Genomic DNA, 17224 nt, shown 5'->3' with positions numbered 1-17224 from the left:
AAAAATGACAAAAGAGAAGGCATAGAAAAAGAGTATGATGAGAATGGGAATCTTTGGAAAGAAATACCATATAAAAATGGCAAAAGAGAAGGCATAGAAAAGCAGTATTATTCAGATGGGAATCTAGCAATTGAAACACCATATAAAAATGACAAAATAGAAGGCATAGAAAAATGGTATTATGAGAGTGGGGAGCTTAAAACTGAAACACCATATAAAAATGATGAAAAAGAAGGTGTAGAAAGAGAATATTATTACAATGGGAATCTAGAGAGTGAAACACCATACAAAAATGGCAAAACAGAAGGTATAGAAAAGTGGTATTATGAAAATGGGAATCTAGAGAGAAAAGTGCTATATAAAAATGGTGAAAGAGAAGGCGTAGAAAGATGGTATTATGAAAATGGGAATCTAGAGAGAGAAGAACCATACAAAAATGGCAAAATAGAAGGTATATTAAAGTCGTATGATGAGAGTGGGAATCTTTGGAGAGAAGCACCATATAAAAATGGTAGATTCGATGGTATATTAAAAAGGTATTATGAAAATGGGAATCTTATGGAAGAAATGCCGTTTTTAAACAACTTGTTTCATGGGGATATGAAACTCTACACAGAAGATGGAAAACTACTTGCTTTGCTTAAAATTGAGAATGAAGAGTTTATAAGTGGCAAATGCTTTAATGATAAGGTCTTAATAGACAAAGAATTAAAAGAGTTTGGCAGAATCGGCGACACTGAAGAAAGAATTATTTATTTAAAAGAAATATGCCTTAAAGAGAGTGATTCTAAATAATTTATGATTTTAAAGTCTTAACACTTGCTAGATTTTAACTTTAGCTAAAATTTAAATTCTGTTTTAAGCCTTGAGTTTAAAATCTGCAATACAATACAGACACCACATTTTCATCAACAAAGTATGCTTTGTGTTGCTTTTCACCCAAGCAAAAGAGAATCAAAAGTCATCATTTTCTACGCAAACTCCAATAGGTCATGCAAACACAAAATGGCTTTAGAATCTCTTCGGTGCTTTTATCCCTTTTATTCGCAAGTATCTATAAAAAAGGGTTAGGGCGTGGTGTTCTTTAGCTTCTATTTTGTAATAAATATGTTCTAGATATTTGATGGCAAATGTTTTTGTAATGCCAATTTTTTTCACATAAGGCATAAGTATGTAGTGTGGAATCTTAACTCCCTTATATCTCTTTCCCTGTCCTAATTTGTGATTAAAATCTTGTATAAGATTCTTATAAAAAGTGTCATTTGTATGAAAACATGCACGACCAAAAACAAAGGGGAGTCCAGTCTTATCATACCAGCATTTTGCCATATCATAATATTTTGATGGCTTGTTATGTTTAAGAGTAGAGTTTTGAAAATGAGAATTTTTAGAGTTGGTATGCTTAGAATCATAGTGGTATTTTAATGCCCTATCGCCGATTAATACCGCCCCTTTTAAATCAAGCGCCAAGCAAAGCGCATTAGAGGTTGCTGACTGATAATCACTTGCGGGGCTAGATTCTAAAACAAGCACACTCCATACTTCCTTATAAGCTATAATACCCGCTTTGCATGCTTTTGCTTTATAGTGTGCTTTCATTCCCGCGATAGATGAGATAAAACCAGCATCAATACGACGAAATAAAAACTCTTTATTTAGCTTTGCAGGATAGCTTCTTTTGTAATTGCAAGTGCTTTTAAAGCTATTGCTTGTTCTATATCCTTTCAAAAATACATCAAATGGCAATAAATTTAAGTATTCTATTTTCCCAAATCGCATGAAAAGCCTTGAATCTAAAAAAGATAATGTAAATTGACACCAACAACAATAGTATTATTCAGTCTCAAATCTTGATAGATAGGATATCCACCATACACTTCTACTCGAGTGCCAATCCCGCTTACTGCTAGTCCGATTCTAGCAGCAACATTTGGCGTGTCATATATGCTAAGTGGCATTAAAGCTGCTGCTCCAAAAAATACGCCAAATCCACTCAAAAGGCGTCCCTCTAGCAACACATCATAAAAATAATCAATCGCCCCACCAATGCTGTAAAACTCATCTTTTAAAGTTAAGTTATAGTTACTTATAAATGAGAATCTAAGTCCTTGATGGCGTGAAAAACGCGTAAAAAGTCCAAGTTGTAAGCCTGTGCTAAGAAGAGCTTTACCATCATTATTTGTCTTTGGCAATTGATACTCAAACCCCATGCCAAAAAACCATGTAAGCTTTTTATATGGTTCTAAGTCTTGCGCATTTTCATTTTGGATAAGATGATAACGAAAAGGCGAGCGTGAATGCGATTTTACTATATGTGGTTTTGAGTTGCCATTATGCTTGGTGCTAGATTCAAAAAGATTAGAATCTGCTTGGCTATGTTTTTGTTTATTATGTTTTTCTATCTCTGCCTTCTCTTTACTCTCTCTTAAAGATTCTAAAAGGGCATTATCAATAGAATCTGCAAATAAGCCTTGCAAACATAATGCTACACATACTAAACCTGCTTTTTTCATGCTCTCTTAATCCCTTAATCTACTTTTTATCGCATGATATAATATCCCCATTATAGCCCATTTCACATGCTTTTAGATAATACTTTTGTGCAGTTCTAAAATCCCCTTCATTATAGATAATGCTGCCAAGATTCGCACATGCTTCATTTGCAACTTTTGCTTCATCGTTTGTATCAAGCGGACATGCAAGTTTATAGTAATCTTTTGCGTTAAATATACTTTTTTGCACACCAAGTCCATTAGCATACATTTCTGCTAATCCAAGATAGCTTCTAGCTGAATGATAGTTTTTTGCTGACTGCGATAATTTATAAATATTCATTGCTCTCTCATAGCTTTGTCTTACCCCAAAACCATTAGCATACATTTGGGCTAGATAAAAGTAGTCATTTGGTATATCTAAAGCATAAATGCGTTTATATGTATCAAAGGTTTTATTATACTCTTTTGCGTAAAAGTAGGCTTGTGTAAGTAAATCAAGGGCTATTGCATCATCTTTTGTTTGATATGGCTCTAAGGCATTAATTGCTTTTTGGTATTCACTTTCTTTTATCGCATCTTTAGCAAAATCAAGGCATATTGACTTTGCGTTTAAAGCCGTTTTTACAGACTTAGAATCTTTTTCATCTTGCCCTTGCTCTTGTGTGCCAGAATAGCTAAATGTGCCTAAATCATTGCTAGAATCTTTTCTCTCTTGTGTTTTGGTTTTATTTTGTTTAGATATAGAATCTATATTCTTGCTATCTTGCATTTGATCAAGTGGCAGGGCTTTTAGATTCTTACACATTGACTCTTGCAATACAAAGTCTTTTTCAAATACCCCTTTTGTTTCATTATAGAATCTTATACAAGCTTCTGCTACATTGCCTTTACATGCTTGTTTGTAGAGTAATAGACTAAGTGTTTTATCGTTATCCTTTGCAAGTGGTTTTGTATTGTTTGTGATTTCTATTTGTAGTGAATCTTTATTTGGCACGATAAGCATATTTTGATAGCTTGAATCTTTTTGTATTAATTCAAGCAAGGTGGCTAACTGATAGCATGAGTTTGCATTCTCTGCCTTACACTCTTGGGCTAAGTTTGGCAAGGTAAGCTTTTTCTTACATGCGTTTTGCAAGCCTAGACTACATGCCCTCTTGTAATATTGCAATGCTTTTGCATAATTTACATGTGAGTTTTCTTTTGTTGTATGAGTGTGTTTATTTTGAAACTCAAATGTGCTATAAATATTTGCAAGATTGTAGTAAATCTCATCATGTGGGGCTTCTTTATGCTCTAATAATTCTTCATAAATGCGTATAGAATCTTTTTCGTTTATAGCTAAATATTCCCCGTTTATAGAGTGTTTAGCAATTTGCATGCAACTGATTACAGAATCTTTGCTTAAATTACACGCCTTTTCATACCACTTTAATGCACTCCGCATATCTTGCCTGTAATTCTCATGTAACACACCCAAACGCTCACAAGCAGCACTATTTTCATCGCTTATTTGACAAGCGTATTGATAGGCTTCAATGGCTTTTTCTATATCTTGTTTTACATATTCACCCCTCTCATATCCAAGCCCTGCAAAATAGCAATGATTCCCTGCTTCCCCTTTTTTCATACTCCACGCACAAGCCCTTTGCATAAGGCCCAATGCTTTTTCTTTATTCTTTGCTACACGATCGCCATTTTCATACATATTTGCTAATTCTGTGCATGATTCAATGATTCCACCCCTACAAATTCTTTGTAAAAGTTTCACATATCGTTTTGTATCATTAAATGTAGGTAAGTGTCGCAACTCATAACAACTAGTCATATCTCCGCTATCACATGCAAGGGAGAAAAACTCTGGTCGCACATTCTGCACGCTAGAGCACGCCCTCATATCATTATCCATAATACATTCTTTTGCATACTTGATATTAAAGATTGTATCATCACACGCATTTGTATCAAGCTTGCAGGCTTTTTGTAGGAATCTTGCCGCTTTTACAAAGTCGCTTTTATCATCGTATGTATCGATATTATCGCTTATATAAAAGTCCTGTGTATAATAAAGACTTATTTGATAACAAGCTATAGAATCTTTCTCATCGCATTTTCTATTCAGCTCACCTAAATCTTTTGCTATCTTTTCTCTATACTCTTTGTATGGATTGAGTAGTTTGCATGACTGCATATCACCTAGCATACACTCTTTTGCAGCAAAGTCTAGGGCTAGATTTACAAGTCGTTCTGCCTTTGGTCTATTTTGTGCTACACCGATACCATACTCATAGAAATAGCGTAAATATAAACACGCCCCTACATTAGAATCATAGCAAGTATGCTCTAGCATATTTACCGCTCTTTCTTGATACTGCAAGGCTTTGCTTTGGTCTGGCTTTTCACGCATTAAGCTAATAATAGATTCTGTATCAGTAAAAAACTTCTTTGTTTCATCTGTATAGTTAGAATCTGGCACTGGGATTTGTGCGGGTATTTTTTGTGCTTGTATATCTTTTTTTATCGCTTGTATTGCTGCATTTTCTCTCTCTTCATAAATGCGTGAAAGCACAAGGCATGTTTGATAGTCTTTCTTACATGCACTCTCCATAATATCAAGCAGTTTTGTTTTATAAAGGGTGATATTTTCTTTATTATTTTCTTTTTTTGCTTGTTCTAGTAAGGCGAGACATGCTGGGCTAAAGTTATTTTTACACTCATCATTAAGCACCCCATTTTTCCCATAAGAAAAACCAAATAATGCCATAAAAAATATTGCAATATATATAAAATTATTTTTCATTAAAACCACCTTAATTTAATATAGAATCAAGTATTTCATAGCGACAAAATTCACTATGTTTTTTACATGCAATGTGAAAATAGCTTTGTGCTTCTTCTTTATCTTTAGCAACGCCCAAGCCCCTTGCATATTTTATGCCAACTTCACCGCACACCCTCATATCATCAGCATGTTCTTGTTGGGCTTTTTTACATGCGGCAAAATCTCTTTGAAACTCTACTGCAAGAAGTGCATTTGCGTTGCTATCAAATTGTGCTTCAAATGCCTTTTTTCTAAAGCATTCCTTATCATTTTCAAGTTTGCAAATCTTATCTAGCGTATGGCTAATCTCTGCTTTTTTAGAATCTGTTATATCGCTTATCGCTTCTTTTAGTAATATATCACTTAGTTTTAGACAAGATTCTTTATGATCTAAATCGCAAGCTTGCTGATATAAAAGCACCATATATTCTTGCTTTGCATTCTCTTTTGTAAAATTGCTTAAAAGCAAACAAGATTCTACAACGCCATTATAACAAGCCTTTGTAAAATAGCTTTTTGCCCTCGTCATATTTGGCAATACTCCATAACCCTCATAATACGCCCTACCAACAAGCCCACATGAAGTATAATTTCTCTTAGCACATTGCTGATACCATGCTAAAAAGCTACCTTGTATTGCGGTGAGTGGCTTTTGTGGCACAAAGATTTGTGTGCTTTGTGTTTCTGCATGAGCGATATGAAACATGCCATATACAAATAAGCCTAATATAAATAACTTTGAGACAAACAACCTAGCTATAAAGCATTTAGCAAACAAATCCCTAAAGCCTTGCTTGTGAAATTGACTTTGATTACAACGCATAAATCTTGCTAAAAAGACTTCCATTACACCACCTTTAAAACCCAAAAATAAGTCTGTATTATAGCTAAAATCATTTCATTTTATAATGTGTGAAGAGTGTTTTGCTGAAATTTAGATAGGTTTTGTTTGTGTATCTGTATGCAAGTTTAAAAACTAGCGAAAATTTAGAGTCTCGCCATATCAAGTATTACAATATATTCGTGCTTACTTAGCAAACCCATTATTTGCCTGGTTTTGAATATATAATGTTTCATTAGTTATGTGTTGTATCTAGATTCTATGCAACAATAAAACGCATATAAAAATACAATGGATACTTTATCAATTACATAGTTTTTCAGTATAATGCAAAAATTATTTTTTTTAGGAGTTTAAATGTTAAATTTTAAAAATGCAACATATGGTGTGCTTATGGCTTTATGCCTTGTTTCACCACTACATGCAAAGATAAGTGCAAAAGATTCTGTGGAAAAAGCGATGATAGGTTTAGGTAAAGGCGTGTCAAACTTTACCTATGATTGTCAAGGCAATGATGTGAAAGCTAGTTGCGTTGCTAAGAAGATAGATTATGAAGATGGGATTGGCTTTCGCAATGTAAAGCTTGATTACATGATAGACAATAAAAATTTAAATGGGGCAATATCCTTTGATATACAAGTATCAGATCCCAGAGTGGATAGAGAAATACTTGAGTTTACACCAAAAAGAGTAGTTTGCTCTTCGCCTAGCAGCTTGCAAGGTAAAACACATAAGGGGCAGATAAATTGCGAGATTATCGCGCCAACCTATGTTTTAAAAACTAAGGGTGTTGGCTCTATGGAATCACATAGATTCTTAAACAAGGATATAGACAAAGTGTTTGATGAGTTAGGGCAAATGCTAGAGGATATTGATGATTCTAATATGCAGCAAAAGCTAAAAGATTTTAAGGTTGATATTAGAGAGATTGTTTTAGATGTAAAGGGTATCCAGTTTGCAAATAAAATGTTTAATGTTTTGAAAAAAGATGATCCAAATTTCACAAAAGAGCAGTATAACGCAACCGTGAATATGGGCGTAGCTATGGTGCCAGTAGGACTTGCCAATGCAAGAGTTTCAGAATCTAGTTTAGAGCAAGTCTCAAAGGCAGCGGCAGCCTTAGGCGATATAGCACTCTCAAAGAAACAACAAGCGATTATTACGCTAAAGCGTAAAAGTGCGGCAATGCTAGAACTCGCAGATTTGCTAGACTTAATTGCAAAAATAGATGCTGATCCATCAGTTTTATTGAAATACCTTGATGAGTATGAAATATCTGTTGTTACACGCTAAATTCTTAGTTTAGTCTTGTTGTGTTTATCGCAAGGCAAAAAATGTAGTTTGTCGTCTATGCTTTGTGTGTTTTTGGGATTAGATTCTAAAGTTTTTGTTGCTCCCACAAGTGTAGATGAAATTATAAAATCTAAGCCTGAGAATGTCCTTGTAGATTGTATGATTCTTTAAAAATCGTATTTAGGCTTCATTTATAGTTATTTTGAAAATTTGAAAAGACATGCAAATCTACTACAAAACAATATTTCGCCAAAGGCTTACATACACGATCTTTTACTCAATATTTGCAAACACGACAAGAAATAGGAATCTAGAAGTTTTAATAAAACAATAGTTGCATGTGTATCTAAGGAGATAAAATGGAATATTTGGTTGAGATGGAAAATGTTTCACATAAATTTGATGTTGTGCTATATGAAGATATTTCTATGCGTTTGAAACCTATGCAAAGCATGGCGATTTTGGGGGCGAGTGGTAGCGGAAAAAGCACGATTTTAAACCATTTATCAACACTTTTACCGCCACAAAAAGGACAAATAAATCTCGCACATTTAAAAAATATTTATAATCTTAATGAGAATCAATTATTGCTTTTGCGTCAAAAGATCCTAGGTATTATCTTTCAAACGCATTATCTTTTTCGCGGCTTTAATGTTACACAGAATCTCCAAATCGCCGAACTCATCGCCCAAACCAAAATAGATATGCAAATGCTTGAAGAATTTGGCATAGCACATACACTTAAACAGCAAATCGGTGAGTTGAGTGGCGGACAGCAACAGCGGCTAAGTATCGCACGCGTTTTGACAAAAAAACCAAAGATTCTACTTGCTGATGAACCAACTGGAAATCTTGACAAAGACACCGCAATGAGTATCATGCAATATCTTTTATCGTATGTAGAAAAAAATGAAGCTGCCCTCGTGGTAGCCACGCACGATCAGCAAATCGCTGAACTTTGCACTCATATAGTTTTGCTTGAAGATAAAACCTTAAAACAGCTGAAATAACAGAATTATGCAACATGTATCTAAGATTGTAAAAATCACAAATACATCATATTGATAATTTTAGTTATTCATCATCAAACCCAAAACCACCAAAGCTTAAAGGCTGCAACAACTCCACATATACACTTTGCTTATCATCAGTCATTCTAGCAGAGTAGTGTATGAACTGCTCTGACAATACGCCATTATTCCTTTTATCTGTTATGGCTACCTGAGCTTTACATACTACCTTTTTTTGAATAACTAAAAATCAATTATTTCTATTTCAATCCTAAGACATTGCAACTTACCCAAAGCAATACTCTCTACAAATAAGTCCTACCTCCGCGATATGCTTTTACCCAATAATTCGTGTTGAGATTTGCTATTGTTACCTTTTTACCTTTTCCGGGGGCATGGATAAATTGATTATTACCAATGTAGATTCCCACATGATTGACTTGTTTCCCATTGTTTGTGAAAAATACCAAATCCCCCACTTTTAGATTATTTTTTGCCACAAACTTACCGCTACCATATTGCTCGATTGAAGTTCTAGGTAGTGTCAGCCCATTTAGCCTATAGACTGCCCTAACCAATCCACTACAATCAAAACCGCTAGAAGTCGTCCCTCCCCATTTATACGGCACACCTATATATTGATGTGCATCTTTTGCGATATTTTTTCTCACCTTATCATGTGTCTTTGGCTTATGCTGATTTATCGCATAGCTTTGGGGGCTAATAATGAAAAAGTCATCAATGATAGATTTTTGTTTGTATGTATTTGCGATTTTTCTTGCAGTTTCAGAATCTTTATAATTGCCAAAGCGCACTTTATACATTCCTTTTTCTTTAAAAAAGAACGCATCAAGCCCTTGTTTATTAAGATAATCAGCAAGATTCCCAGCATTTTTTAACTCACTAAAACTTCCAACTTGTATGCTATATGCCACATGCTTTACTTGCTCTTTTGCAAGTAGCAAAGCACACATAAAAGCCATTATTACACCGATAAAAGATATTTTTTTCATACTCTTCCTTAAATAAAATAAAAGATTATAGCCTAAAGCCCTAAATAAAATACTACTCATAACGCAAGGCTTCAATAGGATCAAGCTTTGATGCCCTTTTTGCTGGTAAATATCCAAAAATCACACCAATAATCGCAGAAAATAAAAACGCACCAAATGCCACCCACATATCAAACACAAAAGGTATATCCATCTTTATTGCCACACCCCATGAGATAAAAAAGGCTAGAATGATCCCAATACTACCGCCAAGCGCGCTGACTACAACAGATTCTATAAGAAATTGCAACAACACATCTCTCTCTAATGCCCCAATAGCAAGACGAGTGCCAATCTCTTTTGTCCGCTCTGTTACTGATACAAGCATAATATTCATAATCCCAATTCCCCCCACAATTAAGCTAATGCCCGCAGCAGAACTCAAAAATGTAGATAAAATACGCATTGTAGCCGTCATATTCTCTTCAAACTGCTTTGTATCCATAATATCAAAGGTATCAATCTGCCCCTGTTTAATATTTCTATGCTCTCTTAATATATGCCTAATCTCATTGCTAAGACTGCTAGAATCTGTATTATCTTTCATTGAAATCATGATTCTATCAATATTATAATTACTTGTGGCACCCGATATATCACGCAAATAAGTCTTAAAGGGGAGTGCGATAAAATCATCTTGATCGTTACCAAAACCCCCTTGCCCTTTTGCCTTAAATACGCCAACTACTTCGCAAATGCTTTTACCAATACGCACTTTTTCCCCAAGCGGATTAGAATCTTTAAATAAAGCAAGACGCGCACTCTGCCCCAAAATACACACATTGGAGCTAGAATCTTCAGTATTAAAAAGGCGACCAAGCCCTATTTGCCAATCCGCTACTTCAAAATAGCTATTTGTTACACCGCTAATTGTAGTCCTAGTGTTTAAGCCTTTATATTGTGCGATAGCACTCGTGCTTGCAATGGGCGCGATACTTTTTATCGATGAAGCTAGTCTAGATTCTAGAATCTCAACTTCTTTATGCGTAAATTTCTTACTAAGAGAGCCACCACCTGTATTCAGCCTAAATGCTGGGTGAATAACAAGCAGGTTGCTACCCATACTTGCAATTTGCATTTGCACCTTTTTTGTCGTGCCATTCCCTAAAGAAATCATAACAATCACAGAACCAACGCCAATAATAATCCCTAGCATTGTCAAAAATGCCCTTAAATAATTGCGTGAAATCTGCCGAAAAGCAAGCAATATCGCATTCCAAATCATACATACCTCATATTTTTTATCTATATTTTAAGGTTAATTATAGGATATTTATGGAAACTAGATATTTCTATCTCGCACTCTCTACACCCACCCATTTGGTTTGGAAACTAGATTCTATACATAAACACGCACAACCACATTTAATCACAAAGACTTGCAAAAAGTCCAAAACGACCTGTTACATTTTCCCTGCGATATGAAAAATAGGATTCATCACAGCAAGAGCAACTTGGATAAATTTCTACTTGCGATACGGAAATATCAAAAGATTCTATCTCATCGCATAAAAGTCCTATCATATCAAATTTATAGGAATTATTCTCACATATCACATATTTTTCCCCAAAATTTTGTATTAATTTCAAAGCTAGATTCTTATCAATCTCATAGCAACATTTGCGGATTGATGCACCAATAAATATACAAATATCCTGTGTCTTTACCCCATAATCACGCATAAAAAGCATAAGTGCATGTGTGAGAATCTTAGAGCACACACCAAGCCTACCTGCATGCAAGACTGCAAATACATTCTGTGATTTTGCATAGACTAAAATCGGATTGCAATCTGCCACCATACTCATAAGCACAATAAGAATACCCAATGAGCAAGTAGAGACAATGCGTGAAGGATGTATATCAGAAGAAAATTATGGGCAACACAAGCTATGCACTATGAGATGATAAAAGTTTATAAATATTTACATAAAACTAGAACTAGACAAGAAGCAATACAAGCAACGCATGAAAAGATTGTGGCACTAGAGACACATAAAGTCTCTCACCATTGCATAGAAGATGCATTAAAATTAACACCATTGATATTTTTGTGTGAAGACTAAAATCCAAAAGATTTTAAAAAAGAGACACAAAAGTTTGAAGTTCTAGAAAAGCTCAAATTTATAGACAAACCCGAGAGACAATGCCACCATATAAAGTTACCCGAGGATCTTGAAAGGATGAATTTTGTATAATTTGCACACAAAGTTTAACTTTTTAACACACAATAAGACACTCTCTCTAACACTCAAAAACACACAAACACATAAAAGCCTTAAATAAAGGGTTTTTTGCATAAGTGTTTTATAATATACTTATATGTTATAATTCCTTTTTTTTACTTCCACATGATGTTTTTTTGTTTGTATCTTATGTGTATTTTAGAATGCATTCTAAAAAAGGATACACAAAAACATTACTACATATTAAAGTATGTTTTATGTGCTAATAAAGCATATAAAACTACACAATAAAAGCTTATAAAATCCATTAAGTAGAGAATGCAAAAATTAAAGCATTGTTTGCTTATGTAATTTTAATTTGTATCAAAGTATTAATTAATTTGTAATTTTAATATCCCTATAAATGTGGGTATCACAGCGACTTTTGCAGGTTCTAATAAAGTAGAAATCGGTGCAAAAATCCAAGCCCTATCAGCTGGATATAGCTCAAAGACTAAAAATGATAAAAGCGAAATGCTAATAAATACACATGTGATTAATGTAGGTTATTCTTACATTTTCTAATGTTTTATAGGGCTTAACCTTTATTTGTTCTGCCCTATTTTGTTTCAACCTATTTGTTCAGTCTTACAACCTTACATTATTAAAATTCCATTCCCACTTTTAAAGTGGGAATCTTTTGTATTCCACAGATATATTTTTGTATGTATTTTAAGAATCTAAGATTTACTAGATTCTGCATGATTAGATTTTAAATCGCTTAAATTTAGATTCTATAATGTTAGATGCTTCGTGCTTCTCAACATGACGAGCATTTCACATATAATAATTATTTAGAATACAACAATCCTTGAATCTGGAATCAAAAAACAAGTTGGCTACTATCAACATGATAAACTATCATGTTCGATTCTAATTCTTGTCATATTGAGTGTGTAAGCACGGAATATCTCTTTATACTCCATGCTGGATATTTCGCTAATGTTCAACATGACACTTTTTTAGATTCTAGCTATTTCCCCAAATAAACCTGTCTTGGGCGCGTGATTCTTACTGATGGATTTTTTACATGCTCTATCAAGTTAGCACACCAGCCGGGCATTCTGCCTAAAACAAATATAGGCGTGAAAAGCTCTGTTGGAATCTTTAAGGCAGTCAAAATAATGCCGCTATAAAAATCCACATTTGGATAGAGTTTTCTCTCAATAAAGTATGAATCACTTAATGCTACTTCTTCCACTTTTTCTGCGATTTCACTCAAACGCATATCCATTTTGATACCGCGTTTATTTAAATCATCTTTTAAAGCTTTTAGAGTTTTTGCCCTTGGATCATAGTTTTTATACACACGATGTCCAAAGCCCATAAGTCTAAATGGATCGTTTTTATCTTTCACTCTAGCGACATATTTATCTACATTTTTAACATCGCCGATTTCACGCAGCTGTTGTAAAACTGCCTCATTTGCACCGCCGTGTGCTGGTCCCCAAAGTGCTGCGATACCTGAAGAGATTGCTGCATAAGGATGCACGCCTGTTGAAGCGACATTTCGCACCGTTGTGGTGGAAGCGTTTTGTCCATGTTCTGCATGTAGCGTTAGAATCTTATCAAGGGCTTCAATCTCTACTGCATCAATGCCTTCTTCACCCTTTAGCGTATTTTTGAATCTGCCATGCGGATAACCTCGCAACATGTATAAAAAGTTTTCTACATAGCTTTTTGATACATCTGGCTCAATAAAAGGCGCACCAACGCTATGACGATAGCAAAATGCTACCATTGTAGCCGTTTTTGCGATGATTCTTCTTGCCATCATTTGATAATCATCTTCATCGTCCATTTCTTTATGGTCATAATACAGCGTTGCTAAAACGCTTACGAGTGCTGATAGCGTAGCCATAGGGTGTGCTTTATCTGGGAAAGCAGCAAAGACAGATTTTAGTCGCTCATGTAAAAATCCCCTATGCCTTAGCTCAAGATCAAAAGCTTGTGATTCTTCCTTATTCTTTGGCAAACCATCTTCGGTGATAAGCAAACGGCATACATCTGTAAAGCTATATTTTGCTACTAAATCTTGGATAGGAATGCCCTTATAAAGCAGCGCCCCCTCTTTACCATCAACATAGCTAATAGTAGATTCACACCCTGCTGTGCTACCATACCCGGGATCATAAGAGAAAATCCCCGCAGTCTCGTAGAGTTTGCTAAAATTAATCGCCTTTGGTCCCCTTGTGCAATTGATCAAATCAAAGTCAAAGCTTTCATTTGTCTCATTGTTTGTGAGTGTTACTGTATTCTTACCCATATTAATCCTTTCTGTAAATAAAGCTTATATAGTCTAGCAATGCCCCATTTGTGCAACAAAGATTCTATAAAGCCGCACAATAACACCCCTAGATTGATTGCATTGTATCTTTTTTTCAAGCATTTTTCTAGCACATTGTATATTATCGATACTGCAAATATATACATGTTACAAAACTGCATACTATTGTCATAATTGGCTTGTATATTCAAAGCAAACAAATCTTTAAGTAGATACACTTGGGACTTTAAATATTAAATTTAACTTAAATTAAGCTATATTTAAGTAAATGCTGATTAGAATTCTGTTTTTAAAAATATTTTACATGTTTTAAAGGCAAATTATGGAACTCACTAAAACACCAAAGCAGGGGGAAATCCAAAGAGATTGGATTGTCCTTGATGCAAAAGGCAAGGTATTTGGTAGATTAATCGCTGAAGCAGCGACACTACTAAGAGGCAAACATAAGGCAAGTTATACACCGCATTTGGATTGCGGTGATTTTGTGGTAATTATCAACGCAAAAGAAGTGCAGTTTAATGGCACAAATAAGCTTGATGATAAGAAATACTTCACACATTCAGGCTATTTTGGTAGCACAAAGTCAAAGACTTTAGCAGAAATGCTTGAGAAGCAACCAGAAAAGTTGTATAGACTTGCAGTAAGAGGTATGCTACCAAAAACAAGACTTGGTCGTGCTATGATTAAAAAGCTAAAAGTGTATTCAAGTGCTACACATCCACACACAGCTCAAGTAGCTGATTCTAAAAAAGCATAATAAAGGAATGTAATGAGTAAGGTTTATGCAACAGGAAAAAGAAAAACTGCGATTGCAAAGGTATGGTTAAGCAGTGGGACAGGCAAACTTACAATCAATGATATGGGATTAGATGAGTGGCTTGGCGGACATGATTCTATCAAAATGAAAGTTATGCAGCCGCTTGTGCTTACAAAGCAGGATAAATCAGTAGATATTCGTGCGATTACACTTGGTGGTGGCTACTCTGCACAGGCTGAAGCTTTGCGTAGCGGTATAGCAAAAGCGTTAAATAACTTTGATAGAGATGCGTTCCGCAAAGAGCTTAAAAGTGCCGGGCTGCTTACACGCGATGCAAGAGTTGTAGAGCGTAAAAAATATGGTAAGCGCAAGGCTAGAAGAAGCCCACAATTCTCAAAAAGATAAGATTCTTTTGTATTTTCTCCATTTTCTGCTATGGGCTGTATATATGGATCGCAAAGATTCGATATTACAGCTTGTTCCTTTCTTTGAAAGTCTATTTAATTGATTTTTTTGTTCTGCCTAGAATCTTTAGGGGTAATAGTTAATTGTTTTTTTACATTGGGTTTTGCTTGATTTTATTTTTAAAAGCGATTTTCTTGCATTTGTATTACTTTAATGAAAACGGATTTTAAATACTTGTCATGTGTTGAGCGTAAGAACACTTCTATTTTATAGAATCTGTGTTGTAGTTTCTTTTTGGATTTTATATACAAAAGCAAGGATTTTAAACACATATTAGATTCCATGCTGTAGAATCTAATATGTGAAATCTAATAAATTTTAGACTCGAAACTTTTAATCTCCATATATTTTGCTTGATATTTTTTTGTAGAATCCAGTTTTATTTTAAGTTAAGGATAGTATGGGATTCAAAAAGTTTAATGGTAAAAATGCGATTTTATCAATGATTTTATGCGGTGTTGCTTCTTTTTCACTCTTACATACAAATAATTTAAAAGAATGTCAAAGCGAAGAAGATAAAAAATCTGGGTGTGTGGAAAACATACTATGAAAATGGGAATCTAAAAGCCAAAACGCCATGCAAAGACGATAAGGCACAAGGTATTGCAAGATTCTACAACAAAAATGGTGATATGATCATGAAAGTTTTATACAAAGATGATGAGATACAATCAATAACATGCACAAATGGCAAACAATTTACTAGCGAACAATTAGCCAGAATACAACATGCCAACAATCACATTGATGAAGCAATACAGATATACAATGAGTTATAATAAATAAGCATTAAGTTTGATACTTACTACACATAAGCCACACAATAGAAACTTGGCTTGAAACTAAGATTCTATTGATCGTGCATTTGCTCCACAGCCCACCAGATTTCATACAGAGTTTAAAACATGCCAAACCAACAAACATACAATAATTTGTTATAAAAGATACCTCTTTATTAATCTATGCAAAGACAATGACAAAAGCTTTAGTATATAATCACACATTTGCAAACAAACAATAAGAGATTATACGCCCTTTTTTTGCATATATTTCCTAACAATAAGCAATACACATACAATCATAACCAACGCATAAGAGAGAAAATGCTCTCTATCTAACATAAAGCAAAACAAAGTGCTAAAAACACCAATAGCAATAGGCAACATATTCTCTTTTAGTCGCATATTTTCATACAAAAGCACACAAAAAGTCGCAACCACGATAAAATCAAGCCCCTGTATATCACGGATAAAACTAATTTCATTGCCAAGTATAGTCCCACATACACAACCAGCAATCCAGTAACAATGATTAAGCAACGAGATATAAAACATTACCTTTTGATTATGGATTTGCTGTGTAGAATCTAGCATAACCTTTGCTTGAGCGCTTTTTTGCTCCTTGAGATTCAGTATCGCAAAGGTTTCATCTGTAACGCTAAATATAAGATACCATTTACGCCAACCACCCAAGCTATATCGCTTGAGACATGCTATCGCATAAAAGAATTGACGCGCATTTACACTTAGAGTAATCAAAGCAATACTTACAAAGCCAACCCCACCAGCAAGCCATGCCACTGCAATATACTGCAGTGCCCCAGCATAAATAATAACCGACATAAAAAGACTAATCCATGGGCTATAACCAGCATTTGCCATCATAATACCAAATACAGCACCCATCAACAGATAGGTTGCCATAATCGGCAGACTATATGGAAAAGCCTCTTTTAAAGCTCTAATTTCACTACAAGACAATATTATCCCTTTCATACTACAAAAAACATAGTGTGCAATAATACAACAAATTGCAAGGTTATAGCTAAATTTAACTCAACAAACAAGTCGATATAGATTCTAGAATCAAAGGGCTTTATCGACCTGCCTTATGAAAACTATCTAAGCATTGGGGCTCAATACTGGTTTTCATGGATGCAGGATATGGTAGCAAAGCCTAGTCAGTTTTCACAGCACACCT

17 protein-coding genes are annotated in these 17224 nt (G+C 34.6%); 8 read left to right on the top strand and 9 right to left on the bottom strand.

Features of this window, described 5'->3' with window-relative positions:
* Positions 1-795 (top strand): toxin-antitoxin system YwqK family antitoxin (locus C6H17_RS04665; protein ID WP_233714092.1); only part of this gene is annotated, 795 nt, incomplete at its 5' end.
* A gap of 216 nt (positions 796-1011) precedes the next feature.
* On the opposite strand, the gene C6H17_RS04660 is transcribed toward C6H17_RS04665, so the two are convergent.
* The 4 genes from C6H17_RS04660 to C6H17_RS04645 are packed head-to-tail and all read right to left on the bottom strand — an operon-like array spanning position 1012 to position 6160.
* A complete protein-coding gene (locus C6H17_RS04660) occupies positions 1012-1779 on the bottom strand; it encodes an MqnA/MqnD/SBP family protein (protein ID WP_005217045.1) in 768 nt (255 codons plus the stop codon).
* Positions 1780-1793: 14 nt separating this feature from the next.
* Positions 1794-2513, bottom strand: a complete 720-nt coding sequence (locus C6H17_RS04655) for a hypothetical protein (RefSeq protein WP_005217047.1) — start codon at positions 2511-2513, stop codon at positions 1794-1796.
* Positions 2514-2532: 19 nt separating this feature from the next.
* The gene (locus C6H17_RS04650; protein WP_005217048.1) at positions 2533-5292 is read right to left on the bottom strand and encodes a tetratricopeptide repeat protein; all 2760 of its coding nucleotides are present in this window, start codon (positions 5290-5292) and stop codon (positions 2533-2535) included.
* A 10-nt stretch (positions 5293-5302) separates the two neighbouring features.
* Positions 5303-6160 carry a tetratricopeptide repeat protein gene (locus C6H17_RS04645; RefSeq protein WP_020995494.1) on the bottom strand — a complete coding sequence of 286 codons (858 nt, stop codon included), beginning with the start codon at positions 6158-6160 and terminating at the stop codon, positions 5303-5305.
* Positions 6161-6511: 351 nt separating this feature from the next.
* On the opposite strand from C6H17_RS04645, the gene C6H17_RS04640 reads away from it, so the two are divergent.
* Both C6H17_RS04640 and C6H17_RS04635 read left to right on the top strand, forming a co-directional pair.
* A complete protein-coding gene (locus C6H17_RS04640; protein WP_005217053.1) occupies positions 6512-7447 on the top strand; it encodes a hypothetical protein in 936 nt (311 codons plus the stop codon).
* 368 nt (positions 7448-7815) lie between these two features.
* On the top strand, positions 7816-8457 hold the full coding sequence (locus tag C6H17_RS04635; RefSeq protein WP_027338461.1) for an ATP-binding cassette domain-containing protein: 642 nt from the start codon (positions 7816-7818) through the stop codon (positions 8455-8457).
* A 305-nt stretch (positions 8458-8762) separates the two neighbouring features.
* Here the strand turns inward: C6H17_RS04635 and C6H17_RS04630 are convergent, their stop codons facing one another.
* The 3 genes from C6H17_RS04630 to C6H17_RS04620 form a co-directional block, all read right to left on the bottom strand.
* Positions 8763-9470: an NlpC/P60 family protein gene (locus tag C6H17_RS04630; protein ID WP_020995495.1), complete on the bottom strand. Its 708-nt coding sequence runs from the start codon at positions 9468-9470 to the stop codon at positions 8763-8765.
* Positions 9471-9522: 52 nt separating this feature from the next.
* On the bottom strand, positions 9523-10734 hold the full coding sequence (locus tag C6H17_RS04625; protein ID WP_005217059.1) for an ABC transporter permease: 1212 nt from the start codon (positions 10732-10734) through the stop codon (positions 9523-9525).
* Between the two features lie 140 nt (positions 10735-10874).
* Positions 10875-11318 carry a polyphenol oxidase family protein gene (locus C6H17_RS04620; RefSeq protein ID WP_020995496.1) on the bottom strand — a complete coding sequence of 148 codons (444 nt, stop codon included), beginning with the start codon at positions 11316-11318 and terminating at the stop codon, positions 10875-10877.
* Positions 11319-12074: 756 nt separating this feature from the next.
* On the opposite strand from C6H17_RS04620, the gene C6H17_RS04610 reads away from it, so the two are divergent.
* Entirely contained in the window at positions 12075-12260 is a 186-nt protein-coding gene (locus C6H17_RS04610) for an outer membrane beta-barrel protein (protein ID WP_321090807.1), read from the top strand.
* A 448-nt stretch (positions 12261-12708) separates the two neighbouring features.
* Here C6H17_RS04610 and C6H17_RS04605 read toward each other — a convergent pair whose 3' ends face one another.
* Positions 12709-14001 (bottom strand): citrate synthase, encoded by a 1293-nt coding sequence (locus tag C6H17_RS04605; protein ID WP_004084572.1) that lies wholly within the window; start codon positions 13999-14001, stop codon positions 12709-12711.
* 343 nt (positions 14002-14344) lie between these two features.
* Between C6H17_RS04605 and rplM the strand changes: the two genes are divergently transcribed.
* The 4 genes from rplM (at position 14345) to C6H17_RS04585 (ending at position 16023) form a co-directional block, all read left to right on the top strand.
* The gene (gene rplM, locus C6H17_RS04595) at positions 14345-14779 is read left to right on the top strand and encodes a 50S ribosomal protein L13 (protein WP_004084569.1); all 435 of its coding nucleotides are present in this window, start codon (positions 14345-14347) and stop codon (positions 14777-14779) included.
* Between the two features lie 12 nt (positions 14780-14791).
* Positions 14792-15184 (top strand): 30S ribosomal protein S9, encoded by a 393-nt coding sequence (gene rpsI, locus C6H17_RS04590; RefSeq protein WP_005217068.1) that lies wholly within the window; start codon positions 14792-14794, stop codon positions 15182-15184.
* Between the two features lie 460 nt (positions 15185-15644).
* A complete protein-coding gene (locus C6H17_RS12135) occupies positions 15645-15794 on the top strand; it encodes a hypothetical protein (protein WP_020995497.1) in 150 nt (49 codons plus the stop codon).
* Entirely contained in the window at positions 15775-16023 is a 249-nt protein-coding gene (locus C6H17_RS04585; RefSeq protein ID WP_020995498.1) for a hypothetical protein, read from the top strand. Before C6H17_RS12135 ends, C6H17_RS04585 begins: the two co-directional genes overlap by 20 nt.
* A gap of 246 nt (positions 16024-16269) precedes the next feature.
* On the opposite strand, the gene C6H17_RS04580 is transcribed toward C6H17_RS04585, so the two are convergent.
* Complete coding sequence (locus tag C6H17_RS04580) at positions 16270-17004, bottom strand: AzlC family ABC transporter permease (RefSeq protein ID WP_005220107.1); 735 nt, start codon at positions 17002-17004, stop codon at positions 16270-16272.
* Positions 17005-17224 lie beyond the last annotated feature (220 nt).

It is taken from the genome of Helicobacter rappini (assembly GCF_900198625.1).
Classification (GTDB): Bacteria; Campylobacterota; Campylobacteria; order Campylobacterales; family Helicobacteraceae; genus Helicobacter_A; species Helicobacter_A rappini.
Note: the sequence above shows the minus strand (reverse complement) of the source record. Positions and strands in the feature narration are given on the sequence as shown.

What these genes read in the sequence shown, in the direction of transcription:
- C6H17_RS04660 (WP_005217045.1), bottom strand. Translation starts at nt 1,779, where the DNA reads ATGCGATTTGGGAAAATAGAATACTTAAATTTATTGCCATTTGATGTA.
- C6H17_RS04655 (WP_005217047.1), bottom strand. Translation starts at nt 2,513, where the DNA reads ATGAAAAAAGCAGGTTTAGTATGTGTAGCATTATGTTTGCAAGGCTTA.
- C6H17_RS04650 (WP_005217048.1), bottom strand. Translation starts at nt 5,292, where the DNA reads ATGAAAAATAATTTTATATATATTGCAATATTTTTTATGGCATTATTT.
- C6H17_RS04645 (WP_020995494.1), bottom strand. Translation starts at nt 6,160, where the DNA reads ATGGAAGTCTTTTTAGCAAGATTTATGCGTTGTAATCAAAGTCAATTT.
- C6H17_RS04640 (WP_005217053.1), top strand. Translation starts at nt 6,512, where the DNA reads ATGTTAAATTTTAAAAATGCAACATATGGTGTGCTTATGGCTTTATGC.
- C6H17_RS04630 (WP_020995495.1), bottom strand. Translation starts at nt 9,470, where the DNA reads ATGAAAAAAATATCTTTTATCGGTGTAATAATGGCTTTTATGTGTGCT.
- C6H17_RS04625 (WP_005217059.1), bottom strand. Translation starts at nt 10,734, where the DNA reads ATGATTTGGAATGCGATATTGCTTGCTTTTCGGCAGATTTCACGCAAT.
- C6H17_RS04620 (WP_020995496.1), bottom strand. Translation starts at nt 11,318, where the DNA reads ATGAGTATGGTGGCAGATTGCAATCCGATTTTAGTCTATGCAAAATCA.
- C6H17_RS04605 (WP_004084572.1), bottom strand. Translation starts at nt 14,001, where the DNA reads ATGGGTAAGAATACAGTAACACTCACAAACAATGAGACAAATGAAAGC.
- rplM (WP_004084569.1), top strand. Translation starts at nt 14,345, where the DNA reads ATGGAACTCACTAAAACACCAAAGCAGGGGGAAATCCAAAGAGATTGG.
- rpsI (WP_005217068.1), top strand. Translation starts at nt 14,792, where the DNA reads ATGAGTAAGGTTTATGCAACAGGAAAAAGAAAAACTGCGATTGCAAAG.
- C6H17_RS12135 (WP_020995497.1), top strand. Translation starts at nt 15,645, where the DNA reads ATGGGATTCAAAAAGTTTAATGGTAAAAATGCGATTTTATCAATGATT.